This window comes from Rummeliibacillus pycnus (assembly GCF_050459865.1).
Classification (GTDB): Bacteria; Bacillota; Bacilli; order Bacillales_A; family Planococcaceae; genus Rummeliibacillus; species Rummeliibacillus pycnus_B.
The window spans coordinates 18,926-44,996 of the sequence record NZ_JBCMNM010000029.1 but is presented as its reverse complement, the minus strand read 5'-3'; the positions used below and the strand labels follow the sequence as shown (position 1 = coordinate 44,996).

Genomic DNA, 26,071 nt, shown 5'->3' with positions numbered 1-26,071 from the left:
AAGGAGGGGTAATCCATGTTAAAAATAATAAATATGAGGGGGAATGATTCAAATGAAGAATAAATGCTCCTTAATATATAGGGGAGTTTTATTAGCGACATTTGTATGTTTCTTACTTACCTTATTCTCAGCCCAAAGAGTTAGTGCTGCTGAGAGATCAAATTATGAAGTATCTCCTTCTAATAGCTTGTATGATATTGCAAATGATAGAAGTTACAAGAAAGGTAAAAGCTATGCAATACAGGAAGGAGAGAAAACATCAAAGCTTATATACGATGTGTATTCTAAAGATTTTAATAGTGTTCATACAAAGCCAAAAGTAGAATACATTAATGTTGGTCGAGGGAAAGAAAACGTAATAACTTTTACAGGTTGGAGTGCGATTCATTTTTATTACAATCATACTTCTTCTAATCAAAATACGTATATATCAATAACTAATTCAAAAACCCATAAGACTAAAATCTACTCAACAAAACAAACTTCATTAGATGCAACAGACACTTTACTTTATTACGGACAACCAAAATGGTGTTCTTCAACAAAGTACGACGAATTTGACCAGGTATGTAATAAGAAATACCAATCTGTAGGTTTTAAAGCGTATATCCCATTGGATGATTTAATAAATGAAGATGGAAAACCAATTGAATTCACTATGAAAATCATCAAACAAGTAACTCGTACTGATTCTAATGGGGATAAAAAAACTCGTACAGTATGGGACGATTTAACAATCCCTTATTTTAGCTATGAATCATATCAAAGTGTTTATGATGAAGCGAATTTAAATTATTCGATTGAGAACGTCAATACTGAAGATGTAAATAGCGCAAGGGTTAATAAATCAACAGTTTTACGATTAACAGAACCGGGTGGAGACATTAAAGATATTTCTGATGGAAGTTATTTTAGTGTTGGAACATGGTATAAAATAAGCGCTCAAATTGAAAACAATAATAAAGTTGCAACATATTTTAAAACTAATTCTAACGGAACAAAATATGCTTCAAGTGTATTTTGGTCTTATCGAGATGTCCCTTCTTTATTAGAGTTAATCCCTTATTACTATACTCTTTATCGCAATGGGTACGATAAAGACCGAAAAGATAGCAAAGGGAACTATATAAAAATTTATAAAGAAACTGATTTTGATACAGAGTTTTCGCTTAGCTTTTATAAACAAAATTACTCTTATACCCCTCGTAAAACAGATAACAATGGTAAAAAGTTTGTAAATGACGAGGGTAATCCATTAGTTCCTGAAAAATCCCCATTAACAGGGGATTATAAAGATTTAAAAACAATTAAATATAAATTATATACTTACCGTGATTTACCGATTTATTACAAAACGGAGAGTATTATCATGACAAGGAAACATGTTGATGAAGCAACAGGAGAGGAAATAGCAACCGCTGAGAAAGATAGAGTAAAAGTTGGCGAAAAATATAGCTATCCCCCTAAATCAACAATAAGTGCTAATGGAAAAGTTTATGCTCCAGTCACGGATGCACCTAAAAATGGTACTGTAGGGAAACGAAATACTACTTTAACTTTTAAATACCGTGAAGTAACTGGTGATCAAGCACAAGTTACTATCCGACACTACGATCAATCTAACAATAAGACTTTATTGACTGAAAAAGTCATGGCTAAAGCAAATTCAAATTATACAGCCAAACCGAAAGCAAAAGGTTATTTCACTAATGCAGAAGGTAAATTATATGAACCTGTAAGTCCTTATGGAATAACAATCTCAGTAGGAACAGGAAGTGCTACTGTAAGCATTCCTTATAAAATTAGCGAGGATACAGAAATTGATCAAACAGAAAATGAGGCTGTTCTTGTTACAATCCGACATATTGATAAAGCAACAAAAGAGCCATTACTTACAGAGAAAATGTATAAGCCAATAAATACAACTTTCCAATATCCTTCAAAAGAGACTGGATATTTTGTAGATAAAAATGGCGATCCATATATGCCTGTTAAAAGTTTAACAACTATTACTACAGGTACAGAGGATATGACTGTAAATATTGAATATACGGTTAATCCATCACCTCCTGATGGTGGAGATGGGGGCAGTGGTTATACAGCGGGTAAAGCTAGTGGAATATTTGCTTGGAACATGTTGAAAACAAGTTCTACAAGTGGTTCAAGTATTAAATTTATCAATACAGCTGCGATTGCTGGTAATCACTTTGCTACACGAAATCCTACAAAATCAATTACTGTTAATGGTTCTAGCTATAGCAATGGTTCAACAATGAGTAGTCCAAACAGTATCAAAGATAAGAATATTACTTATTCATTCAGCTACGAATTTACGAATTTCTACACGGACCATTACAAATGTACACGTTACAGCTATGACGAGAAGGGTAACAACTTAGGATGTGCAGAATATGGATTTGATTATAGAGAAACACGTTGGGATTTAGGTGATAAACCTGAATGGAAAACAACACTTAAAGCAGATCACTCTTACAAAGAAGACCTAAACTTGAAAGTAACTGATAACGATACGGTTCGTTTAATCGTTGGCCGAACAGCTAAAATCAGCGGAAACAGCTTTAAAAATTCTAAACAAGAAGAAACAATTCAATTAGATGTAAATCGTACAAAGTTAAAAACGCAAACTTTTGAAGATATTAGCGAACCAATTGATTACACTTCTGATTTAGGAAATCAACTCTATATTCAGTCAGGTGACGCGTTCTATTTCCCTCATTCATTAGATGAATCAGTGAAAGATCGGTACGAGAATACAACGAACTATACTGACAATGATTATGCAATTCCACTGAAAGTAAAAGGGCAAACAAGCAATTCAGCAAAACTTGTTTTGAAAGATAATTTCTATGTTACTAGAAATACAGGGATGCTCCTTTCAATTGATAGTAGTGAAGATACTCAAACTGCATCAGAAGAAACAGCAAAAGAATTACACGAAAATATATTCAATACACCTTATGATGATAGTGTAATTTACGATAGCTCAAAGGGTTCTCGATATTACTTACCAATTGATATTAATAACTCTGAAAAGCCAAATAAATGGTATAGCAATGACTTTGTATTTGGAGAAATTGGGCTGAATAATATCACTGTTTATGCTGAACAGAAATTGATGTTCCAAAAGTATTTAATGGGGCATCCAAAAGATAATCCAGTAATCAATGAACAACCTGATTCACGAAATTCAATCACGTATACGAATAAAATTAAGATTCCTAAAGACAAAATAGAAACGATTAAAAATATTAATGATGGACGAGATAACTTAATTCATAGTCTACGTCTAACAGATATTTCAGAAGTATATCCAACAATCAAAGATTTAGTAAGTGGTATGTAACTAAGAGGAAGGGCAAATATTTGTCCTTCCTCTTTTTATGAAAGGAGAAATTGTCTATGTCTATGAAAATGAATTACCTAATGTTTTTCATGTTCTTGGTTTTTGGTGTAGTTATTGTGTCCGTTCTATATTTACAACACAATGCAAATGTATCAGCAACACAGAATGTACAAATTGCAATGGAATCATCAGAAGTAGGAACTGCAAGGACAGAAAGTAAGGCAGCACTAGATAAAAAAGCTACTGTTGCGAATATGGTTGCTGAAATTGCAGATTCATACAAAGGTACGCCTTATAATGTGGAAATTGATTATTCGTTCTTAGATAAGAACAATAATGTCATTCCAAGTGGAAATGGTACAGCTGCAACAAGTATTCAATTTAAAGTTGTGCTACTGGACGATAACGGACAAGAACAAACAACATCTATACAAACACGAACACTTAAAGAGGTTCATTAATAGAAAGGAGAAGATGAAATGGAAAACAAAATGGGTTTCTTAACCTCTATCCTTTTATTTGGTATGTGCGTGGTTCCTATGATCTTTGATATTTTTGATGGTTCGGTTAAGTCAAATAAAGCTATGAATGTAGCAACAGAATTAAATCAAATGCTTTCGGCTGAAGGTGGAATTACACCTAGGGTTGATAATGTTATTAAAAATTTGGAATCAAGAGGGTACGTAGTTGAAATGCAGACAGAAAGCGGAGCAAGACCAACAGGCATTCAACCAGCTGGAACAACGATCAAATTTCAAGTGGATTTAGATGGTTATATTACAAAAGGTGATGTGACAGTAAATAAAAGGTCATAAAGCTTCTAGTAATCTAAAAAGGAGAGAAATAAATGAAAGAGTTTTTTATTGAAAAAGATCTTCCATATCTATTGGAATACTTTAAATTTAACAATCGAAAATTTAACCGTACACGCTATGTCTACGCATTAGCATTGGGATTAATTTGTTTAATATTGGCATTGAAAGTTCAACATATTTACGGTGTTCTCATACCAGTATTTATGATTATTGGTTATAAAACGCCTTACTACAATGTGAAAAGAATGAAGTCTTCAGAGGATCTAGTGAAGCAATTAATGTTTCCATCATTGATACGCCATTTCATATCTTTGACTGAAACAGAAGGAAATGTATACAAAACATTAGAAAAATGCCAAACCTACGCTAAAACCCCTCTGAAAGAAAAGTTAGGGGTATTGTTATCAAAACTCGGGAGAACAGAAGAAGAAAATCAACAAGCATTCATGGAATTTGCGGATTTTATAGGCTCATATGAAGCAATAATGATTATGAGTATGATATATGAATTTGAAAGGGAAGGCATTCAGAAAGAGGGATTGGTTGAGTTAGAAAACGTTTTATCTCAGCTACAGGAAAATAAGATTGAGGAAATGATTAATAAAAAATCTAGTAAAATGCTGTCATTTGCAACACCTGTATTAATTTATTCTATGGCATTTGTTATGTTATTCGGGATTATGACAATGTTTCAATACTTCAGCACAGTTCTTTAAAGAGAGGAGAAATAACAATGGTGAAGATAGATAATAGAAGTGGTTTCTTTTCACGATTAGGAAAAGATAAGGGGCAAGAAAAGAATGGCCAACAAACAAATTCAGTAGAGTTAGTTGATGATACAAAACACATTTTAACTGCTAAATCGAATGAGGAAGAAAGAACAGCAACAGATCCTGGTCTTCCATTAACAACTCAAAGTGTAGAAAGTGTTAAAAAGCAGATACCTGAAGATGATGAACTAACAGATGATGAACGTGCTGCTAAGATTCTAATCGAAAGTGAAGAATCGATTATCAAAGATTATATTCACGAAGATTCAACAATTACAGATATTAGTTTTAATGGTACGGATTTATGGGTGAAAGACAACGAAAAGGGTTCATATAGACCAACCAAACAACCGTCAGCCCAAGAAGTTGCGAATTTCATCAAAAAGATCGCTAATACACAACACCAACAATTTACTCCTTCAGAACCAATATTAGATACAGAAATCGGAAATCTACGAGTGAATGCAATGCATAAAGCGATAAGTCCATCGGGTACCACTTTTGCTATGCGTATTTCTAAACCACGACTAGCAATCAAGAATATATCAGAAATTGCAGACGAAGATGTGGAACAGTTGATTAAAGTATTAATTGAGTGTGGTTACAATTTCGTTATCGCTGGTAAAACTGGTGCTGGTAAAACAGAATTGCAAAAGCTAATGAATCGATTCATAAACAATAAAATCACATTGATAGAAGATACGATGGATAGCCATATTAAAAAACTTTATCCTGAAAAAGATATCAATAGTTGGCGAACATTGATGGCACCAACAAGGGAGAATAAAATTGATATTTCGATGTTGAATAAGGCTGCATTACGTAATAACCCTGATTGGATTATTATTGCTGAAACTCGTGGTTGGGAAATTTATCACTTATTACAAAGTGCTATGACGGACCATTCAATCATTACTACGTTACATGCTAAAGGTGCAAAGATGATTCCAAAACGAGTGATTCAAATGATTGCCGAAAAATACAACATTGATGAAAAATTACTTGGACAAACTATCGTAGATGTACTACGTTTTGGAGTTTATATGTGGGTTGAAGAAAATGAGGATGGTAAAACTATTCGCTTTATGCGTGAATTCTATGAGTTCACAGCTTATACAGATGAAGGCGTTCAATTTAATCGTTTATATGAACGGAAGAACAGCTATGATGAAGAAAATAATACTTATAACGAATATGCAGTGAAAGAACCTCTATCAGAGATGGTTTTAGAGGATTTGATGTACAAGCGAAAATATCATGAATTACCTGAAGTGTACAGAAAGACGAAAAAAGAGGTGAATTGAAATGGGGCTCTCTAAAAAGAATATGACTACCGAGGAAAATTTAGATAAATCAATAACAGAATCTACTAAAAAAACGAGTGGGAAAAGAAAAAAGTATCCTTTCAAAGAGGGATGGAGTAACATGCGATTCTTTTACCCAGCGATTCAGATTGTGGTTATGAGTATTGTTCTAGGTTCAATCGTTTCAATATACATGTATTTATTATCAAAAAATCTATTAATGACCTTTATATTCTTTATAATTGCTAGTATTATGGGATTTTACTCTATGGTTTATATTCCAAAGCAAATAGAATATAAGCAAAATAATTTACGAGCTTTACAACGTTACACAACAAATATGACTTTCTATTTACAGGCGGGGTACAATGTTTTGGATTCTCTTAAAGCATGTAAAGCACAAGCAGATGGAATTTTAGCTGAAGATATCGAAATGACTATTGTTGGCCTCAAAAGGAAAGCGATTTTGTATACAGATCATTTTAAGAAGTATCATTTTGATGGATTAGATGTTTATCATGAAATCTTACAAATTATGTACAAACATGGTGGAGATCCGAAAGCATTATTTGATAAACCAACAAAATCAATTAACATGGAATTAGTTTATACAGATAAGTTGTTCAAACGTAAAAGAAATGTAAGAAAACAGGTTTACGGTATGATGGGGTTAAGTGCTTCAATGCCATTGTTTGTTGTGTTTGGCACTAAAGATGTATACAACGTATTCTTAGATACAGGATTTGCAGCACAGTTTGCATGTGTTTTATATTGCTGTGGATTCCTAATCAGCTTATACCGTTTACAAAAGAATGCTTTAGATATAAGTATCTTTTAATAGCATGAAAAAAGCAGTCCTTTAATAAGGGACTGCTTTTTTTATGTCTTTATAAAGTGAAAGGAGGTTTTACAGTGTTCATCATTAATAAAGCGTTCAAAATCATCATGATAGTGGGTTTCTTATTTACAGTGGCTTACTTTACTGGATTGACACAAAACAAAAAGGTGAAAGACAACGCTATTGTAAATGAATTAAATAACGCTGTTACAGAAGTCAAACAATCAGTATTTGCGTTGTTATCAGGAAAAACTCAGGATCTAATTGGAAATCGCCTTGGAAATTTTACTAATTCTGAAGTAAAGGTTCTTAGCGTTGTTGATGGTGACACACTTTATGTAATGGAAAACAAGAAGAAAGTTAAAATCCGTATGTTGCTAATTGATACTCCTGAATCAGTGAAACAAGGTGTCAAACCACAACCCTATAGCATAGCTGCAAGTAAATATTTAAAACAGCGTTTGAAAAAAGGGGATACGGTTGCCATTGAAAAGGGTAAAAACGCAACGGATAAATACGGACGAACTCTTGCTTATGTTTTTGTAGGAGACGAAAATATTAATCTTACAATGGTGAAAAAAGGGTATGCAAGAGTGGCTTATGTGTCTAAGCCTAATACCAAATACTTAGAAGAATTTAAAAAAGAACAAACTATGGCTAAAAAGAGAGAATTGAAGATTTGGTCCATCAAGGGTTATGTAACAAATAAGGGCTTTAATGTGGCTACAAGTAAGTGAAAGGAGTTGATGTAGGCTTCAATACTTTTTAAAAGAAAGGAGTTAGAAAATGGTAAAAGGTTTACTTTACTTCATTGCTGGAATTTTTGTAATTGTAGTAGCTGGAAGTGTAGTTCTTGAAAACGTACCATCACTACAACCGATGTGGAAAGAGTTTCAGGAAATTGCTAGCAATGTCTATAGTGATGCAAAAGCAAAATATGGTATAACAGGCGCCGTCCTTTTAATAGTGGGAGTTGTAATAATGATTGGTACATCAGCATCAGGTAAACATTAATGCAATAGCGTAAAGAGGTGAATAATTTGAATATGAAAAATGCCTTTAAAAAGGCGAAAGTTATAGGTGGAAATCTTAATGAGATTTCTAAACAGGAAAAAGAAAAATCGGATAGAAAGAAGAAGGCTCGTAAACAATCTCTTAAACCAAAAGGATTCACCGCAAAAAAAGTTGGAACAGGTGTATTTTGGTGTGCATTTGTATTTATGTTGTGCTTTGTTGTATTAAACGTATTGTCAAACAACAATAAGACAAGTGCATCTAACAATGCTGAGTATAAGGCTAATAAAGCTACTTCACAGGAAGCTGTACAATACGCAATTGATTTTTCAAAAGCATTATATACTTTTGATAATTCAGAAGAAGGCTCAAAAAAACATGTTAGTGCCATTTCTCCTTACTTAATGAGTTCATTACCTGAAGATGGGGGAATAAACGTTAAGGATAGCAAATACAGCTCAAAATGGTTGAGTAGTGATGTTCAAAATGTAGAAGAAATAGGGCAAAATATGGCCCAAATTTCATTGAGAGTGAAAACTGAATTGACTGAGAGAAAAAGTAGAAAGACAAAACCTATTTTAAATGAACGCTATGTAACAATGGCTGTGGCTTATGATGGAGATACATTCGGTATTTATGAATTACCGAAGTTTTCAAGTCCTAAAGTAGAAAAAACTACACTATCGGAACTACAGTATAAAGGCTTAACTAATGCCGATGTCACTATAAGTAGTGCCATTAATGAATTTTTGCCAACATTCTTTAAGGTTTACATGGAAGACACAAAAGATAAGTTAGATTACATGCTTTTAGACAGCTCACTAGTTTCTAGTGGTTTAAATGGATCAGTAAAATTTAAACAAATTGAAAACAGTGATGTTTACAAAGAATACGTTGTAGAAAATGAGGATAAAGCGACTAAATACTTTGCTTTCGTAACAGTATCGTCAATCGAAACTTCTACAGGTATAGAATTTGATTCAAATTATCAATTAACTATCGTTAAGAAAAGTGGTCATTTCGTTGTTGCAGACTTTAATGAGTTATCAGATGTAAACATGAATGTAACTTCATCTACAGACATTATTGAAGATAATACAACCGGAGAAATAACTAACTAAACACTAATACACTATCGGAGGTAATATTATGAATTTATCATTACAAACATTATACGATTGGTTTAAAACACAAGGTAGTTACGCATTAATGATTGCATTAATTTGCGTAACTATTTATTTTGCATTCAAACGTCAATGGTTAGGATTAATTGGGGCAATTGCTGGTTTAGCATTTGTTGGTATCTTCATCTCTAATCCTGAATTAATATCTTCATTATCAACTTGGGTTGCAACTAAATTAGGAATTTCTGGATCTTCAACTCCAACAAAATAGAATTCTTGCTATTAATTAATTTAGAAAGCGAGGAAATAGAATGGACGATAAAAAGCGAGTTACATTGCTTGTATTAAACGACTATTTGAAATTTGAACGTAAAATTTATCAAATTTTCGGGGTGTCATTAGGACGTCCAATCGAACTAAAAGCTATTCTATATTTCTTCGCTGCTGTAATCGTTGAAATAGCATTTTACTTCACACCTATAATTGGTAGTATATTGCACATCTTACCAGCTGTATTCCTATTGTTAATACCTATAGGGATTTCATATTTATTGACGGGAGTAAGAACGGAAGGGCGAAATCCAATCGCCTTTTTCCGTTCTGTTTTTTTCTATCAAGTACGTAAAGCTCAAAATGTAACCTACTATCGTGGCCGTGAAATAGCTAAACCAGCTGTCTACAAAATCAATGGTTATGCAACCGCCAATTACAGCAGTCAAGAAGAAATAATTGAAATATTGGAAAAGCCAATAGACTTACCAGCAACTAAGCGTAAACGTAAACCCAAAACAAAAGTTTTAAAGAATATAAAGCGTTCAAAAGTAAAAGAAAGAAAAACTAAAGAAAAGCAAAAGAAAGTGGTTCAGAAAACACCACAAGTTGTAATGCCTATAAGTACAAACAACGAACCAATTAAGGAGAAGAACATTCTACAGCCAATAGAATTTTCTATGAAAAATAGAGTAATTAAACCAGTTGATCAAATTTTAGAAAAAGCTTATGAGGAAATTGCCGTCACAGAGGCCGTAGAATCGATTTTAGTGGATAGAGATATAAAAGCGCATTCAGATGAAAATAAACGCTCATTCAAGCAGTTTGATAGCGTAAAATCCGAAACTACTCAAGTTATAACTGATATAGAAGAAAATGGAGTATCTCAAGAAGTGAAAAAAGTAGTTTCTGATATAGAGGATATATCTGTTGTAGAGCCATCAATTCATAGTAATGAAGAAATTCCTACACAACCTAGTTCGGCTGAAGAAATTAAAGAGGTTGTATCTGATATAGAAAATACAGCTGATGTAGAAGATATTCAAAAATCAGGTGATATAGAAGATATATCTGTAGTAGAGCCGTCAATTCAAAGTAATGAGGAGATTACTACACAATCTAGTTTGGCTGAAGAAAGTTCCCAAGTAGAAATTCAGGAACAGCCGGAGGAAGTAGAAGAAACACTTATCGATCCTATTAGGGTTGAATCACAAGACACTCCTACACAGAAGGTTAAGCAAGAAAAGAAAATCATTCGATTGCCTAGCTTCAGATTTTGGGCTAAGCCAAAACAGAAATTACCGAAAACTGGAACAATGATAGAAGAAACAATTGCTGAAGCACAACAAGTTGAGAATAGCGACAATCAAGTTACGCAACAGCAAATAATGCGAGAAATGATACTTCATCAAAACAGACCTAGTATTACTGAGCTTAAAGAACAATTGAAAGAGGAAAAGAGACAACAAAAATTAGAAAAAAAGTTTGAAAAGGTTATGAAGAGAGGGGATTGAATGTTACCAGGAATTTTAGATATTGCAGAACAAAACGGTATTTTCTTCAATCCTCATACCTTTGGAAAGAAGGAAACAACATGTAAGTGTCCATTCTGTAATGAAGATGCCAACAAAGATAAGTGGTATCTATCGCTGAATACACATGACAACGTTTATAAATGCTGGTATTGCGGTGTTAAAGGCGGTGTTCTTGACTTTGAAGCACGTTTAACTGGTGTTCCATATCAAGAAATCAAGGAGAAATACTTTCCTAAGAAAAAGAAAAAAACGCATGATGCATACAATCTGAACAATCATCAGTTAAAAAAGATAGGTTGGGATGAATTCAAAAGACAATCTGTTGCTGAGTTTCGTCAAAAAAAAGACGAGGTTCTAAAGGATTGGCAAGATTATGAATACCGAGAATTGCGAAAGCTATTTGCAATTTTCATGTGTGTATCTGCCTTAGAATGTACGAATGAAGTTAGGCTGGATAAATTACAGCTTGTAATGGATTTGGCTGAAAAAACGAAAATATATCTTGCCTTTAGTAAATTAGTTGAACAATTCACACTAGATTTTGAAGATCGGTGTGATTGGGCTAGGGAAGGTACAGAAATTGGTCGTATGGCATGGAGAACATCAATGGCTACAATGGATTTTGAAATGGAGCAAGTTCTTCTAAATGTGCTATTTATCAATTTTGGATTTAACGATAGAGAAATTAACGGAAATGATGCTTATATGTACTCCGTTTCCGACAATAAACAATAAAAAATCATAAAAATATATGCTGCATAGACAGCAAAGGAGAGAATTTTCAATGAATACAATTAGTTTGATAGGTAGATTAACAAAGGATGCAACTTTGCGTAACTTACAGAATGGTGGGAAAGCAGTTGTAAACTTCACATTAGCAGTCAACCGTGATTATAAGGATGGTAATGGTGAAGTGCAAGCTGATTTTATTTTGTGTCAAGCATGGGGTAAAACAGCTGAGAACATTGCTAAGTTCACAAAAAAAGGTTCTAAAATTGGGGTTACAGGACGTTTACAAACCCGTACTTTTGATAATGACAATGGTGGTAAATCATTTATCACTGAAGTAGTTGTTGAAAAACCGGAGTTCCTTGATCCTAAACCAGCGAGCCAACAAAATAGTAGTTCTCAACAATACCAGCCACAAGGACAGCAATCTCAATATCAACAACCTAATTATCAACAAAATGTAAATAACCGTAGTTATCCAAACGGTTTTCAACAGCAACAATCATCTCGAAATGAGGAAGATCCGTTCGCTAGAATAGATTATAAAAATCCTCCTCCAAACGAAGATGATTTACCGTTCTAAAATTGAAATTGAGAATTGATAAACATGAAAGTTAAATATCGTCTATGAAAGCCGATTGATTTTGTCAATCGGCTTTTTTTTATAAAAATCCAACGACAGGAGGGACATCTATGGATGCAGCATTATTAGAAAATGTATTCAAACAATGTTTCAAGGTCAATCGTATTGCAAGGGAAGAAGTTCACTTATTTGCTTCAGCAAATAATGAAATCCCTGTTGCATCGGTAATTGGTATTGAGATAAGTATTAGTTTTTTTTACTTTGAAAACTATGGATATGAATGTTTGTTCTATTACCAAAATACCGACAACAAAAGCAATTTTGAAGACCAATTAATAAATAAGTTGAAAGATGTTATTAATCGATTACCAGCTACGAATACAAGAGAAGTTGATTATTTTCTTTTTCTGCTAACTCAATCAGATTACTTTAATGGATATTATGAGGGCATTATTACAGAAAATTATTTCTTTAATAAAGTCTTACCTACATTTGACTTTAATTACTTTAATACGCTCAAAGTAGGTGTTTAACATGATTTATTCGTTCTCACGACTAACCATGTATGATAACTGTCCATTCCGATTTAAGAAAAAGTATGTAGATGGCTATGAGGATGCAGAAACACTACCGCTTGCTCTTGGAAAAGCATCTCACAAAGGCATTGAGGAACGAGTGAAAGGTACAAAATTCAATGATGCGGTACTTGCTGGATACCTTGAGGGCAATATGCACGAAGGTATTGAAATGAACGAGTTATCAAGACTCATTGCAAAAGCACCTGTACATGAGCTGAGAGACATTGTGGATGATGTAGAACTACATTTTCAACTACCTCTCTCTGATGAACCAAATGCCCCAGTGATACAAGGATACATCGACTTAGTAACAATTGATCGTAGAGTTTTCGATTGGAAAAGCAATCGTATTCCATATAAAGTTCAAAATACATTTCAAATGGGTTTGTATGCATGGGCTATGTGGAAAATGTACGGATGGACTGAGGTTTCAGCAACACTCGTATTTCTACGATTCAACAATAACAATAAAAGTACGCATATCTTCAGACTAAATGAAATGGAGATTGCGAGAAAGTGGGCTTATGATCTTGCGAAAGAAATTGATGGAAAATGTCTTGATCTTCAAATGTTTCCTGAAGATGAAGCAATATTATTTCCTTCAAAACCTTCTAGTCGTTGTGCATCATGCCCTTTTGCGATTGAGTGTCTTTATAAGCACTCAAATATCCCGCATATAAAAAAATTACGAGATGAAAGAAGGATTTCAAATGAAAAATATGAATATACAAATACCCTTTAATGACGGAACGGATAATAACGTTCTAATCCCTATCGAACTTGATATTCACGCAGTTGAAGGTTTGCAATACGGCAAGGATATACAAGAATTAATAAACTCTATTGTACAAGCTGTGAAAACAAAAAAAGAGGAAGAAGATTGGGGAGACACTTTTAGGGTGTGTGATGAATGTGATTCTATTGCAACAGAAGGATTCGTTGTTGATGATGGACTGTATATATATTGTTCTGAAAAATGCTTACACAAGCATTTTACACCTTCTGAATGGCTTGAAATGTATGATGATGGTGATGGAAATTCGTACTGGACTCAGTGGTGGGATTGCTAAGACTCCCATTCCGTTATAAATACATTTTGAAAGTCTAATATTAGAGTGTTTCAACTTATTAAAAAGAAAAGGAGAGTGATTTTTTTGGTAAACAATAATAATAGCAAGACCAACCAAAGTAATAAAAATATGAATGAGGTAAGCAACAATCTAATGGAAAAAGCAACGGTATGGATGATGAAAAATACATCAACAATTTTCTTAGGTACAATTGTATTTGTGTTCGTATATCACTTCATATTAATGCTACAAAATACAAGTCAGGATGTTATGGATATGTTAGGTTTAATTGTTTCTTTTCTAACCGATACCGCAACAATGTTAGGGCTATATGCTATTTTAATAGCTAATAAAGAGAAATTCTTCTCTAAAGTTGATGCTCGTAACGATGAAATAAGAAACTCTGATATGACTGATATGACTGATATGCAACCTGTTAATACATCCTTGGTTGAGGAAGATATATCAGATACGTCAAATATATCTTCCACTAAAGAAAACTTAGAAATAATAGATATTTTGCCTACCAAAAAACAATCTGTAAATACAGACGTAGTTGAAGGAGATTTATCTTCTCCTGAAGAAAACTCAGGGATAATAGATATTCTACCTATAAAAAAATCTTAATAAAAAGCCTTCATCTATGTTCACTTATCATAGATTAGAAGGCTTTTTTAGTGTTTATGGAAATTTTTACTTTATAATTAAAAAGAGATATTGAAAGATGATATAAAAATATTTAAAGAAATGAGGTTTTACAATGGCAAGAAGTAATTTACTGAAAGATACCGTTAGTGGTCAAGTTAGTTTAGAAAATATTTTATTACGTTTAAAAGTGATATTGAGTGATCTTGAAGATGAAAATATTTTAGGATGGATTGAGGGAGAATTAAGAGGATATGGTGAAGATGATATAGTTCCTGATTATAGAATCCTAAATGGTCGTCCTATGGGGACTTTTGTGGTTAATGGAGCATATCAATACTCAAACTCCTTGGTTCCTTTGAATTTTACAACATTAGATAAAGATATGATTGATAAAATGCTTATATTGAATCTTAGTGATGGTATTTCAGTAATTGAAAAGAATTTAAAATCTGAAAATAGGGATAAAATAGGTAGACCAATTCCTACTGAAATTTGTCATAGTATTTCTAGTCTTGACCTTCAAATTATTGGTATGTCTATTATGTATTCTTCAAATGACTTTGAGGCCATTTTATCCAATGTTAAGGACAAAATAGTAGATATTATTATGATGCTTGAAAAGAAATTTGGTCCAGATGCTATTGATGATATGGACATATCGGATCAAATGATAGAAGAACCTGAGAAACGAAAAGAAGCAATTACGTACATTAATAATTTAGTTTATCATGATACTTCTACTTCGGTAGAAATGGGTGATAAGAATAAATTGAAGAACGCTAAAGTCGGAAAATTTTTCAGGAGAGAAAAATAAATGTCAAAAACAAAAATAAAAATCGGTGATAAGAATAAAATAAACGGTTCTTTTATAGGAACTCAAAATATAGAGGGAGAATCTAATAAAAAATCATTTACAGATAAACATCCAATATTAGTTATACTTATTATTCCATTTCTTATTGGATTTATATTATTGTTTCCTTTTTGGGATTCTATCGTGAAATATGTAGGAAACCTATTTAAGTAGCGATATTTGAAACGGAATCCTTTTAGTAAATAGACTTACTAAAACATCAAGCCTACATCTATGTACGCTTAACATAGATGAAGGCTTTCTCTCGATTTATCCTAAAAAGATTAATGTTTTCATTGGTGAAAATGCTCAAGGTAGAACGAATGTTATGGAATCTATCTACGTTTTAGCCATGGCAAAATCCCATCGTACATCAAGTGGGAAAGAATTAATACGGTGGGAGCAAGACTATGGTAAAATAGAAGGTAATAAAGATGTATTAAATTTCTAGTAAAAAAAAATTCCACTTTTAGTAGTGGAATAACTAGACAAATATATTAATAGTTTGTTATAATGAAAAATAGTAGGTAAAATATCTTTACCAAAAAATTCATGCTTCAAGCTGCGCCAACAGTTTGATTTAGCATTTTACATAGATGGCTAGGTGCGGAAATCAAACACTTATTATGCCACTTACAAACATCGAATTATCTGTAAGCAAATATTCGTGGAAAGGAAGTGTCGATACCAGCAAATTATGATGTTGAATTGTACAAGTTGTTTATTTAGGTGCAAACTAAATAAAACAGTTTTTGGTTAAGTCGTCCAAAGGATAAAAGAATGTTGAACTTCTTATTAATTGCACTATCTATATTAGTGGCAATTGGTTTATGCTTCAAAGAAATAAAACATATTTTTAAAGATACTGAAGCAATATTTAAAAGTTTAAAGAATGTAATTAAAGAGATTGAGTCAATTACTGAGACATTAATTTCTTTAAAAAAATTATTCAAAAAGTTATTTAAAAAATAGTAATTATTTCTGGATATCATTTATGATGTCCAGTTTTTTTATTAGGTGTATTTTAATATTAATTAATCTAAAAATCAATTTCATTATTATATACACTTTTCTCTCTAAAGTCAATATATGACTTGAAATACGCTAAATAAAGCATATTATAATTAATGTTTAAAGTCAACAGAAATTGTTTAATCTCGTTAGCTTAGAATCTGATTGAAGCCATTTGATCAGTGTTATTTAGGGAATATATATTTCAAATGCTCTAAAATACTATTAAATCCTCCTCAGTATAGCTAAATGCTCTATAATTTATGCACAAATATATATTAGCTATATAAATGTTAGTTGTCATTAACGGGCGCGTTTCCAAAAATATTTTTTCATTCATTTCTTATGTTAAAATGGTGCATTTATCTTACAATGAATAATAACCAATTAGAAATGGGTGAGAAATTTTGGAGTTAACTACACATACAGAAGACTTATTGAGTAGTAATGGATACACTGATTTTATTGAACATATCGAGTTGTTAAATGAGTTTTACAGAATTTACTTTATCAAAGATTTGACCATGCAAGGGCCAAAACCCAAAAATCTGATAGGGCAGAATTTACTAATTTTTATACAAACTAATCTTTATAGAGTAAAAAGTTTTTCGCGAGGCTATATCGAGAGCTTAAATCAACAAAATCCACTATGCTCTGCAATACTTGTGAGGTCACTATTTGAAACAACAGGTGCGATTGCTTTTGCTCATAAGAAGTATATACAATTTAAGGAACAAGTTCTTACTGAGGAAGAATTTGATTCTGTCTTGTTAAAATTGTATCTTGGAACAAAAGATAAGATTAATTTGCCGGAATCCCCTGAACCCTTCAATGTAATGAAATTAATTGATGCAGCTGACCATTTTCTTAAAAAGAAATATGGCTATACTGATAACAAGTTTAGAAAGGGATATGATAATCTCTCTGAATTAGCTCATCCCAATTCCTTTGGCTATTTTTTAGGGCATACGATAAGTAAGGATTTAAAGAACATATATTTCACCGTTGATAATGAAGAATTTCCTCTCAATGAATACGAGCTCGAGGCATTTGCTTTTACTACTCATTTTTACAAGGAAATTTTTATGGAACTAAGAGAACTAGTAGAACAAAATGAAGAACTACCGTTTGCAGAATTTAAAAGTTAGATATCAACTAAAAGTGGGATTTTTTCTTATTCCACAATCGCGCGCGATTGTGAAGAACACAGGTAGAAACTGATCAAACTCTTTTATAAAACCGGAAAAAAATCCATTTTGAACAATCTTTTTTTTCAAAATGGATTCTTTTTATTTATAGTAAAATACTAGTTTTTCGGGTATTTTTGATCAAACTTTATTTCAAGGAAACATAATACTTATTTTTTATGACCACCTATTAATGCAGAGCGTTTAATTGCAGTTCCTGCATCAGTATAGGAAACAGCTCGTAAAATTGATGTAGAGCCATAATGAGAACGTAATTGATCCATAGTAGCACCAAGTTTACGACGTTGAAAGCGTTTAGTATCAAATAAACTGAGTTGCATAGAGTGTTCAGATTCCAACTTTGTAATACTAACGCTAATATGGCGTACAGGTCGTTCGTTATAATTTTCATTTAATATTTGCTGACATACCTGATATATCATCATCGTATCGTTGGTTGGTTCATCTATAGTACGTGAACGCTGGAATCCACCGCCAAAAGAATTTTTGCTATACGCAATGCCTAACGTAATGGTCCGGCCAATTTTATATGCCTCTCTAGCCCTCCTAGCAACATCCTCACACATTTCAAGAAGAACCGCTAACACTTCCTTCTTAGTGTTGTAATCCCGCATTAACATTTGACCTTTACCATAACTAACTTGCCCTTCTATCAGAGGTGCTTCACCAACTTTTGATAAATCAATACCCCATGCATGATGATAAAGTTGATTTCCCATTACACCAAAACGACTTTCTAAAGTTGTTAGATCGGCATTAGCTAAATCACCAACCGAAAAAATTCCAATCCCATTAAGTGACTGTTCTGTTTGCCGTCCGATGCCCCACATTTCAGATAATGGCGAAAGTGGCCATAATTTTTCTTTTACATCTTCATAATCCCATTTTGCAAAGCCTTCTTTAGTCTTTTTCGCTTCAATATCTAGTGCTAATTTTGCTAAAAGCATATTTGGTCCCATTCCAACTGTATTTGGAATTTCAAATTGACGAAAGATTTCATCTTGAATTTTACGAGCAGTTTCTTCAGGATCTCCCCACAGCTTTTCAGTACCTGTCAGGTCTACAAAGCTTTCATCGATGCTATATACATGAATAGCCTCTTTGGGTACATAGCTGTTTAACAATTTGGTTATTTCCATAGACATACTAACGAAAAACTCCATTTTGGGTTCAAATAAATGAATATCAGGATGATTGGGAATTTCATATAATCGTGTACCTGTTTTAACCTGAAAACGTTTTTTCATTATTGGAGATGCAGCAAGAACAACACTACCTTTTTGTTGCAGATTACCGACTACAGCAATTGCTTCATTCATCACATCTAAATGTGCCAATGATGCCATACAACTAGCATAAAAACACCTCATATCTACACACATGATTGATCTTCTTGGCATTTTGTCGTAATCCATACTTGCACCTCCAAAATAGAACTAATGTTCTTATTTTAATTCAGAAAAATTCTATTTACAAGTTAGAAATGAATACATCATAAACATATTTTTGGATGTTTCATGCATTAGTATGCTCTTGTTTTTTTCGGCTATTCATTCGGCTATTCAATTAAATATAATTACAAATTGCTTAATAGCAATAAATACCGATGTAAAATAACTATTTAACTATTTAATTATTATACAACATCAACACAACACTATTTGTTATATTATGTTATAATAGTTACATAATATGATAAAGAGAGGTATTAGTAATGGCTCTAAAAATTACGTTCGGGAACTTTAAAGGTGGAGTTGGGAAAACCACGATTTCATGTATTGTTGCATACATATTGGCTGAAAGAGGTTTTAAAACACTTCATGTAAACTTCGATTTGCAAACAAACGCAACTATGCTGTTAGGAAATACATTCCCTTATGAAAACAGTCTATTTGCTAAGAAATTTCCTAAAAAGAATCAAGATGATGAATTTGAATTTATTGGTGATTACATTAAATACGAAGGTGCTACAACTGTATATCAAGCATTAGTCCAAAAAGATTTAAAATCAGCAATTGTCCCTCTTACTGAAAATCTTGATATCGTACCTAGCTCAATTGATCTCTCTGAATTGAACAACCTTGGCACAAAAGCTACAGAAAAAATGCTGTTGAAAACATTAATAGATGAAATTGAAGATGATTATGATGTGATTATTTTTGATCCAAAACCATCTATCGACTTACACACAACAAATACAATAATGGCCAGCGATTATGTCATAGGTGTATTAAAAACTGAGGTGGATAGCTTTGAAGGGTTGTCATACTACTATTTAGATTACATAGAAGGATTATCGAAAGAAAAACAGGAGCTATGCAACGAAGATGTAAAACTATTAGGTATTGTTGCGTATCAGTTTGATAAATCAGATACGATTGATAATCTAATTCTCGAAATCTCTAATGAAGACGAAAGAATTTCAAAATTGCTTTTTAAAACAATAATTTACTACCGTAAACGCATAAAAGGTTTCCGTTCAAGAGGTATTTCTAGAAATGATATTCATGATAAAAAAGCAATGGAAATGTTCGATGATTTAACAGATGAAATACTAGAAAGAATTCTAAAAGATGATAATAAGTAATAGCGAGGTGTCACTACATGAAATTAGATGCTGATTCATTTAAAAGTAGAATGAAACAACAAGCAAATAGAGAAAAAAATGTCATTCCACAAGTTTCAGAAGAAAACGAGCAAGCACAAAAGAAAAAAGCTTTAGAGGCTGAATCTAAATCGATTAGAGCACAAGACTACGAAATCATTCGTGAATATGGCCACATAAACAATAAAAAACATAATGCAGCACTTACTATTGCACTTGATAAATTAGAAGAAAAGATTGAGAAAGCAAATGAAGATAAACAAATTATAGAAAACATTCATGGCAAAATAAAAGAACCTTCATATGAAAATATACGAGTATACAAAACGGATTTAAAACGGATAAGTGATATTGCTTATAAATACCGAAAATCTCAACTAGACGTAATTTCTAATGCTGTATCTTTACTAAAATAATCTTACTAAATATATTTGTAGTTTTGATGTTGCACCACATCCCTATAGTTTAAATTTAACTTTATGAGGAGATTAAAATTATGCCAAGAATAAATCTACCAATCGAAGATGAACTTTTTAAGCATTTGGAGCTTCAAGCGAAAAAACACAAAATCAGTGTAAACAATGAAATTATCAATATTTTGGAAAGTGTCTTCTTTGAAGAACCGTTTGATTTCGATTTAGCACTAAATAAATTAATTAAAGAAACTGAGTCGCTTCCTGAAGGGAAAGAGTTTGTACTAAATCAATTAGAATCTTATTCTAATATTAGTATGGGTAAAGTAGATAGTAACAGTAGACTTATTAAGCCTTCTATAAATCGAAGGGAATTAGGGAAAAGGTTTAATAAAGCTGTGAGAAATAATGATATACCGCATGTTAAAAGAGCTAAGAATGAGAATGGTGAAGATATACGATGGTATGACACTTCTGTGTATATAATTAAAAAAACCGATTGTGGAACAACACAGGTAGAAAATAATCAGATTTAATATAAAACTAATATTAATATTTAAAAGTCCAATTTCTTAATTTTAGAAATTGGACTTTTTGATATCTAATTTTTGTAAATAGAAGGATTGTAATGAATTTTTGCGAATTGTATGTATTTAAGGGGTGATATGTTATGTCTGATACATCAAATACACTTGATACGTCGAATACGTCTGATACATCAAATACATTTGATACTTCAAATAAGTCTGATACATCAACTATATCAGATACATCAACTGTCGAAGATCTAATATATGATACTTCACTGGTCAGTAAAATTTTAGGTGTACAAGAAAGCACTCTAAGAAAATACTGTGCTTTGATGCAAAAACATAATTACGAGTTTAATAAGAATTCTGTGGGACATCGTATCTTCTATAAAAAAGATATAGAAATAATTAGAAAGATTGTAGAGCTTAAAAACTCCAGTTCGTTGACTTTAAATCAATCTGTAAAAACAATACTTGAATCTGATATAGAAGATATAGATGATATAACTGCTATGGAATCTATATCTGCTGTAGAGCCTATATCGAACCCCGCATTTAACATGTTGATTGAAGCATTTAGTACATTTCAAAATGAACAACAGCAATTTAAAAATGAACAACAGCAATTTAATAAACAATTGTTAGAACAATTGCAGAAACAACAAGACTATATAAAAAATAGCATTGATGAAAGAGATAAAAAGTTGATGCTATCTATAAAAGAGTCTATGGAAATGCGAAGGCAATTAGCCGCAGCCGAAGAAGAAAAAGAAAAAGAGAATTTGAATAATAATAAAAAAAGAAAATGGTGGAGGTTTTGGACGTAGGCAAAGAAAGAACATTCGATAATCATAATACTTTCGGAATTTTCTTTACCTAACCCCATATTATTCTATAATTGTATAGGAGGTGGAATTTCATTTGAAATGCATTATATGCGAAAAAGATAAAGATAAATTAACTGAGGAACATATTTTTCCTGATTCAATCGGTGGAACACTTACTCAATATAATGTCTGTAAAACTTGTAATGATTTGCTGGGACATAATGTAGACCACCATCTTGTAGACCATGAGTTAATACAATTTGAAAGACACCAATTAAATATTAGAGGTAAATCGGGAAAATTACCAAACCCTCTAGAAAAAGGTGTAATCGACAACGAACGACAACAAAAAGTCTTATACCGTTTCGATTATGAAGGAAAACCTAAAGAGCTATATTTAGTACCAAGTCAAGATGTAAAGGTAAATGATGATCAATCTATCGATATAACTATTTCAATTGATAAGAAAGACAAGAGTAAGTTACCTGAAATGATTAATAAAACACTAAGAAGAAATGGAAAAAAAGAGTTAACCCTCGAAGAAATTGAAGCTCTTTCTGTTGAATTTGTTGATGAAAAGCCAATTATGAAAATTCAGCAAAAAATAGATATCCACCATTACAAACGAGCCATATTAAAAATTGCTTACGAATTAGCGCATTATTGGATAGGTGAGGATTATTTTAAAGATTCAACAGGTAACATGATTAAAAATTGTTTTTTAGACAATGAATTACCTTTTGAATTTTATGAACGATATCCTATTAAAGGTAAAATAGAAATCAGAAATAAGGAAAATCCAATAGTTCAAGATTTATGGCCAGAAGAACCTCATAATCATATTGCGTTTATGATAAAAGAAGGAGAACAAATTAATTGCTTTATCCGAATCTTTTCGGTTTTCGAAGCAATGATACGAATAAGTGAACACGCTAGTAACTATCCGCATTTTAAAGAAAATTTCATTTCTATTAACCCAGTTTCAGGAGATATTAGAGATTCAATCTATTAACAAGAAATATAATGTCAATTTCTATTAGATAGGACATATCTATATCAATTTAACTATTTCACTATTTTAATACAAATGGCTAAATAATAAAGTAATTAAAACAGCGGATTAACACTCTTCTAGTTAATCCGCTGTTTCTTTTTATCAAATTTATTATTTTTTATCCTATCTACTCTAAATAAACTTCAATATGGTAAGCTTCCAATGCTGGCAATGTAACTTGAACACCCATACCACTAGAATAACTTTCTTTACCTAATATAATACTATCAATATTTACAACATTTCCCTCAACTGCATCTGTAATACCTTGGTAATGCACCAAAAACTCATTGTTTGTACCTAATACTGAAACCCTTAAGACAGTTTCTCCATTTTCTTCAATAGCTTGCTCGACTACTCCGCTCAAAAAGTAAGGTTTATCCTTATATCGATCCGCAGCTTTATCTAATTCTCCATATGATATAGCTTCAGTATTATCAATACCTTCATTGCTCATTTCTGCAGTTTCGATAACAGCGTTTGGATCTTCTTTCACACTTTTATCTGCCTTTTCTATTCTTTCTCGGGCAAGAATTTTTTGCTCTTCTTTCATTTCAGCTTCTTTTTCTATTTCTTTTTCTTTCTCTGCCTGTTTGATACTTTCTATTTTTTCTTTATTAGCTTTTACTGTGTATTGGTTATAAAAGTATACACCACTTAAAATTACTGCAGCAGTGATTACAATTGTTATTATTGTTATTATTGTTCTTTTCAATCCACACACTCCTTTTAGATAATTATACCTAACGTATAATTAATTTGAACTACTAATTATACTTTAATTTCAATTTTTATATCCGAAAATAAATGAGTAATAATTTATATAAGCGTAAAAAAATCTCCATTGCAAAAGGTAATTTGATTAATTATTTTAATATTAATAGTTAAATAGTTTTGTATTTTAATAGTTAATTTTAATTTCTAATGATATAAAGTCTAACTTTTTAGAGGTGATATTTATTGCAAATTTATATTAAATTAGTACCGTTTATTAAAAGAAAAGGAGTCAAAAATGATCGAGAAAACGATAGGGGATTATAAAAATTATCGGGTAAAGAAATTAAAAAGAGGATACAAGATAATTGGTTGGCCATTAACATTAGGCTTTTTCGTGCTATTATTATTTACATTTACAACTCTATATCTTGTTATCGAAATCAGCATATGGTTTAGTTTAATAGAAATACTGATAGGAGTTCTTTTTTGGATAATTAATAAAAAAGTAGATGGTTTACTTAGAATTAGTTGGTTAGATAATGAGGATATGTTAAAAGCATATGTAAACTGTTACTTAGAAGAGCGAGGTTTTGTTCGCTCTCAGCAATTTAAAGATCTATCAATTGTTTTAAAAGAAATAAGTAAAAAGAGATATAAAAAATATGATTTAAATCCCTATTTAGCGATAATTGTGTCAATACTTATTTTTTCATTAAGCCTTGTAGTAAATGATAATTTAAAATACTTAATTATAATAGTTGCAATAGGTACTATTCCTATTATTTGTAGTATCAATCCATTGATTAATACATTTACTAATATTTTTTTTAATGGAAAAGATAGTGATATTATTTATGAACTGGCATGTATTATAGATGAACTCTATTTTGAAGTTTCAATAAAAGAAAATAAAACGATTTACTATTTAACTATTTAACTATTAATAATATTGTAGTTAAATAGTTTTTAGGCAAAGAAAATAAACTTTTATTATATTTGAGCAAAAAATATTTGCTTTATGTATCCAACTTATACTATAATTGTTTATAGATAAGCAATCCCACAGTTGCTTTTCCTTAGTGAACGCTGTTTGGATATTTAAAGTATATGCGTATTCAAAACACGTTTTGAATTTAGTTGTATCTTTTGTCAGCAGCTTTTACAAACCAATCACCCTTCTAACTGAGCCATTATTAATTATGGCTCTATTTTTTTGCCTATTTTTAAATAATGCAAATATTTTAATTGACATTAATAATCTAGTTTTGTAAAGTTGGGTTATAGAATTATTAACTATTAGCTCATATAAACAACTATTTAAAAGATTTTGTTTTAATTGAGAAGTCGTCAAACCAGCTGCGAAAACGCATTGTTAGGAGATTCGACACAAAACAACTACTCTAGCTTTAGATAGCATAAGAGTTCAGGCTTTAAGCCAAAAATATTTTAATAGGATTATTATGTAGTTTTTGACTACATTAATATATTGAAAAAAGTCGATTGATTCCTTTTTGGGGATTACTCGGCTTTTTTTGTTTATAAAAATAACTTTGAGGGGTTTGATTAAATTGAAAAAAGAGAATGAATTAACATTTAATGCTTTTCGAAAAGTGTTAGTAAATGAAAAATTTGATACTGAATACTTGGTTTTTCGTGATGATCAAGGGAATATGAATAACCTTATTATTCACGATAACGAATTTTATACTTCTACAGCCAAAGGTCATGTTAAAGTTTCAAATAACTTTGCATTTAGAGTAATTAAACATATTCGTGCCAAATGGTATTCAGTTGTTCAGACAGGGATATTTGAACAAAATTATTTATTGGAGGTTGCGTAATTATGAACTTTGAACAAGTACCTAATACTCCATCTGATGCAATCGAAATGGCGAATGAAATATCTCGCCTTGAAGCTGCATCAAAATTGATAAAAGATAACTTAAAAAAATATGTGAAAGAACATGGTCCAGTTGAAACATCTATTGAAAAGTGGGGTTTTTATCCTTCTATATCTTGGAGCTTCAACAAGGATATGACACAAGAAATTGCTCGTAACCTGGTTTTAGAAGGAGTTGATCCTTGGTCTCTAATTACTTTTCAAGCAAAGGATTTAAAGGCATTAGGCTGGGAAGATTCATCTTTAGAACAGTTTGGAAATAAAAAGGTTACTGAACGTTTTTCAAGTCGAAAACTTTAAAATGCTTACAG

At 31.6% G+C, this 26,071-nt stretch carries 30 protein-coding genes and 1 pseudogene; 29 read left to right on the top strand and 2 right to left on the bottom strand.

From position 1 onward, the window contains the following. Positions 1-52 precede the first annotated feature (52 nt). The 21 genes and pseudogenes from ABE048_RS08035 to ABE048_RS07935 all read left to right on the top strand — a co-directional run bounded on the left by ABE048_RS08035 (position 53) and on the right by ABE048_RS07935 (position 17,654). On the top strand, positions 53-3,364 hold the full coding sequence (locus ABE048_RS08035) for a MucBP domain-containing protein (RefSeq protein ID WP_430310454.1): 3,312 nt from the start codon (positions 53-55) through the stop codon (positions 3,362-3,364). Between the two features lie 56 nt (positions 3,365-3,420). Continuing rightward, positions 3,421-3,825: a hypothetical protein gene (locus tag ABE048_RS08030; protein WP_430310453.1), complete on the top strand. Its 405-nt coding sequence runs from the start codon at positions 3,421-3,423 to the stop codon at positions 3,823-3,825. Positions 3,826-3,843: 18 nt separating this feature from the next. Continuing rightward, positions 3,844-4,179, top strand: a complete 336-nt coding sequence (locus tag ABE048_RS08025) for a hypothetical protein (protein WP_430310452.1) — start codon at positions 3,844-3,846, stop codon at positions 4,177-4,179. A gap of 32 nt (positions 4,180-4,211) precedes the next feature. Then, positions 4,212-4,895 (top strand): hypothetical protein, encoded by a 684-nt coding sequence (locus ABE048_RS08020; RefSeq protein ID WP_430310451.1) that lies wholly within the window; start codon positions 4,212-4,214, stop codon positions 4,893-4,895. A gap of 17 nt (positions 4,896-4,912) precedes the next feature. Then, positions 4,913-6,253, top strand: coding sequence for an ATPase, T2SS/T4P/T4SS family (locus ABE048_RS08015; RefSeq protein WP_430310450.1), 1,341 nt, complete (start codon positions 4,913-4,915; stop codon positions 6,251-6,253). 1 nt (position 6,254) lies between these two features. Then, a complete protein-coding gene (locus ABE048_RS08010; RefSeq protein ID WP_430310449.1) occupies positions 6,255-7,091 on the top strand; it encodes a hypothetical protein in 837 nt (278 codons plus the stop codon). Between the two features lie 74 nt (positions 7,092-7,165). Then, on the top strand, positions 7,166-7,828 hold the full coding sequence (locus ABE048_RS08005) for a thermonuclease family protein (protein WP_430310448.1): 663 nt from the start codon (positions 7,166-7,168) through the stop codon (positions 7,826-7,828). Positions 7,829-7,877: 49 nt separating this feature from the next. Further along, a complete protein-coding gene (locus ABE048_RS08000; RefSeq protein WP_430310447.1) occupies positions 7,878-8,105 on the top strand; it encodes a hypothetical protein in 228 nt (75 codons plus the stop codon). A gap of 32 nt (positions 8,106-8,137) precedes the next feature. Beyond that, positions 8,138-9,226, top strand: a complete 1,089-nt coding sequence (locus ABE048_RS07995; protein WP_430310478.1) for a conjugal transfer protein — start codon at positions 8,138-8,140, stop codon at positions 9,224-9,226. A 28-nt stretch (positions 9,227-9,254) separates the two neighbouring features. After that, positions 9,255-9,500, top strand: a complete 246-nt coding sequence (locus ABE048_RS07990) for a TcpD family membrane protein (RefSeq protein ID WP_430310446.1) — start codon at positions 9,255-9,257, stop codon at positions 9,498-9,500. Between the two features lie 40 nt (positions 9,501-9,540). Next, positions 9,541-11,013 (top strand): TcpE family conjugal transfer membrane protein, encoded by a 1,473-nt coding sequence (locus ABE048_RS07985; protein ID WP_430310444.1) that lies wholly within the window; start codon positions 9,541-9,543, stop codon positions 11,011-11,013. Further along, positions 11,014-11,769 (top strand): hypothetical protein, encoded by a 756-nt coding sequence (locus tag ABE048_RS07980; RefSeq protein WP_430310442.1) that lies wholly within the window; start codon positions 11,014-11,016, stop codon positions 11,767-11,769. It begins immediately after the preceding gene. A gap of 49 nt (positions 11,770-11,818) precedes the next feature. Beyond that, entirely contained in the window at positions 11,819-12,346 is a 528-nt protein-coding gene (locus tag ABE048_RS07975; RefSeq protein WP_430310440.1) for a single-stranded DNA-binding protein, read from the top strand. A 110-nt stretch (positions 12,347-12,456) separates the two neighbouring features. Continuing rightward, positions 12,457-12,879, top strand: coding sequence for a hypothetical protein (locus ABE048_RS07970; protein WP_430310438.1), 423 nt, complete (start codon positions 12,457-12,459; stop codon positions 12,877-12,879). Position 12,880: 1 nt separating this feature from the next. After that, positions 12,881-13,666 carry a PD-(D/E)XK nuclease family protein gene (locus tag ABE048_RS07965; RefSeq protein WP_430310437.1) on the top strand — a complete coding sequence of 262 codons (786 nt, stop codon included), beginning with the start codon at positions 12,881-12,883 and terminating at the stop codon, positions 13,664-13,666. Beyond that, positions 13,635-13,994 carry a hypothetical protein gene (locus ABE048_RS07960; RefSeq protein WP_430310435.1) on the top strand — a complete coding sequence of 120 codons (360 nt, stop codon included), beginning with the start codon at positions 13,635-13,637 and terminating at the stop codon, positions 13,992-13,994. Before ABE048_RS07965 ends, ABE048_RS07960 begins: the two co-directional genes overlap by 32 nt. Positions 13,995-14,078: 84 nt before the next feature. Continuing rightward, complete coding sequence (locus ABE048_RS07955; RefSeq protein WP_430310433.1) at positions 14,079-14,621, top strand: hypothetical protein; 543 nt, start codon at positions 14,079-14,081, stop codon at positions 14,619-14,621. Positions 14,622-14,754: 133 nt separating this feature from the next. Further along, complete coding sequence (locus tag ABE048_RS07950; RefSeq protein WP_430310432.1) at positions 14,755-15,456, top strand: hypothetical protein; 702 nt, start codon at positions 14,755-14,757, stop codon at positions 15,454-15,456. Continuing rightward, complete coding sequence (locus ABE048_RS07945; RefSeq protein ID WP_430310430.1) at positions 15,457-15,669, top strand: hypothetical protein; 213 nt, start codon at positions 15,457-15,459, stop codon at positions 15,667-15,669. Positions 15,670-15,742: 73 nt separating this feature from the next. Then, positions 15,743-15,922: pseudogene (locus tag ABE048_RS07940) on the top strand (DNA replication/repair protein RecF); the annotation flags it as partial. 991 nt (positions 15,923-16,913) lie between these two features. Beyond that, on the top strand, positions 16,914-17,654 hold the full coding sequence (locus tag ABE048_RS07935; protein ID WP_430310429.1) for a hypothetical protein: 741 nt from the start codon (positions 16,914-16,916) through the stop codon (positions 17,652-17,654). Between the two features lie 209 nt (positions 17,655-17,863). Here ABE048_RS07935 and ABE048_RS07930 read toward each other — a convergent pair whose 3' ends face one another. Then, positions 17,864-19,129, bottom strand: coding sequence for a DNA polymerase thumb domain-containing protein (locus ABE048_RS07930; RefSeq protein ID WP_430310428.1), 1,266 nt, complete (start codon positions 19,127-19,129; stop codon positions 17,864-17,866). A 299-nt stretch (positions 19,130-19,428) separates the two neighbouring features. Here ABE048_RS07930 and ABE048_RS07925 point away from each other — a divergent pair, with 299 nt between their 5' ends. The 5 genes from ABE048_RS07925 (at position 19,429) to ABE048_RS07905 (ending at position 23,101) form a co-directional block, all read left to right on the top strand. Further along, positions 19,429-20,301 carry a ParA family protein gene (locus tag ABE048_RS07925; protein WP_430310426.1) on the top strand — a complete coding sequence of 291 codons (873 nt, stop codon included), beginning with the start codon at positions 19,429-19,431 and terminating at the stop codon, positions 20,299-20,301. Positions 20,302-20,318: 17 nt separating this feature from the next. Continuing rightward, the gene (locus ABE048_RS07920; protein WP_430310424.1) at positions 20,319-20,735 is read left to right on the top strand and encodes a hypothetical protein; all 417 of its coding nucleotides are present in this window, start codon (positions 20,319-20,321) and stop codon (positions 20,733-20,735) included. An 80-nt stretch (positions 20,736-20,815) separates the two neighbouring features. Then, complete coding sequence (locus ABE048_RS07915) at positions 20,816-21,268, top strand: hypothetical protein (protein WP_430310422.1); 453 nt, start codon at positions 20,816-20,818, stop codon at positions 21,266-21,268. A gap of 134 nt (positions 21,269-21,402) precedes the next feature. Beyond that, entirely contained in the window at positions 21,403-22,089 is a 687-nt protein-coding gene (locus tag ABE048_RS07910) for a hypothetical protein (RefSeq protein ID WP_430310421.1), read from the top strand. Between the two features lie 94 nt (positions 22,090-22,183). Beyond that, the gene (locus ABE048_RS07905) at positions 22,184-23,101 is read left to right on the top strand and encodes an HNH endonuclease (RefSeq protein ID WP_430310419.1); all 918 of its coding nucleotides are present in this window, start codon (positions 22,184-22,186) and stop codon (positions 23,099-23,101) included. A gap of 169 nt (positions 23,102-23,270) precedes the next feature. Here ABE048_RS07905 and ABE048_RS07900 read toward each other — a convergent pair whose 3' ends face one another. Next, positions 23,271-23,858, bottom strand: a complete 588-nt coding sequence (locus tag ABE048_RS07900; protein ID WP_430310418.1) for a hypothetical protein — start codon at positions 23,856-23,858, stop codon at positions 23,271-23,273. A 297-nt stretch (positions 23,859-24,155) separates the two neighbouring features. On the opposite strand from ABE048_RS07900, the gene ABE048_RS07895 reads away from it, so the two are divergent. The 3 genes from ABE048_RS07895 to ABE048_RS07885 all read left to right on the top strand — a co-directional run bounded on the left by ABE048_RS07895 (position 24,156) and on the right by ABE048_RS07885 (position 26,060). After that, positions 24,156-24,797, top strand: coding sequence for a hypothetical protein (locus ABE048_RS07895; protein WP_430310417.1), 642 nt, complete (start codon positions 24,156-24,158; stop codon positions 24,795-24,797). A 631-nt stretch (positions 24,798-25,428) separates the two neighbouring features. After that, the gene (locus tag ABE048_RS07890) at positions 25,429-25,701 is read left to right on the top strand and encodes a hypothetical protein (protein ID WP_430310415.1); all 273 of its coding nucleotides are present in this window, start codon (positions 25,429-25,431) and stop codon (positions 25,699-25,701) included. Positions 25,702-25,703: 2 nt separating this feature from the next. Beyond that, positions 25,704-26,060 (top strand): hypothetical protein, encoded by a 357-nt coding sequence (locus ABE048_RS07885; protein ID WP_430310414.1) that lies wholly within the window; start codon positions 25,704-25,706, stop codon positions 26,058-26,060. The last annotated feature ends 11 nt before the right edge of the window (positions 26,061-26,071 follow it).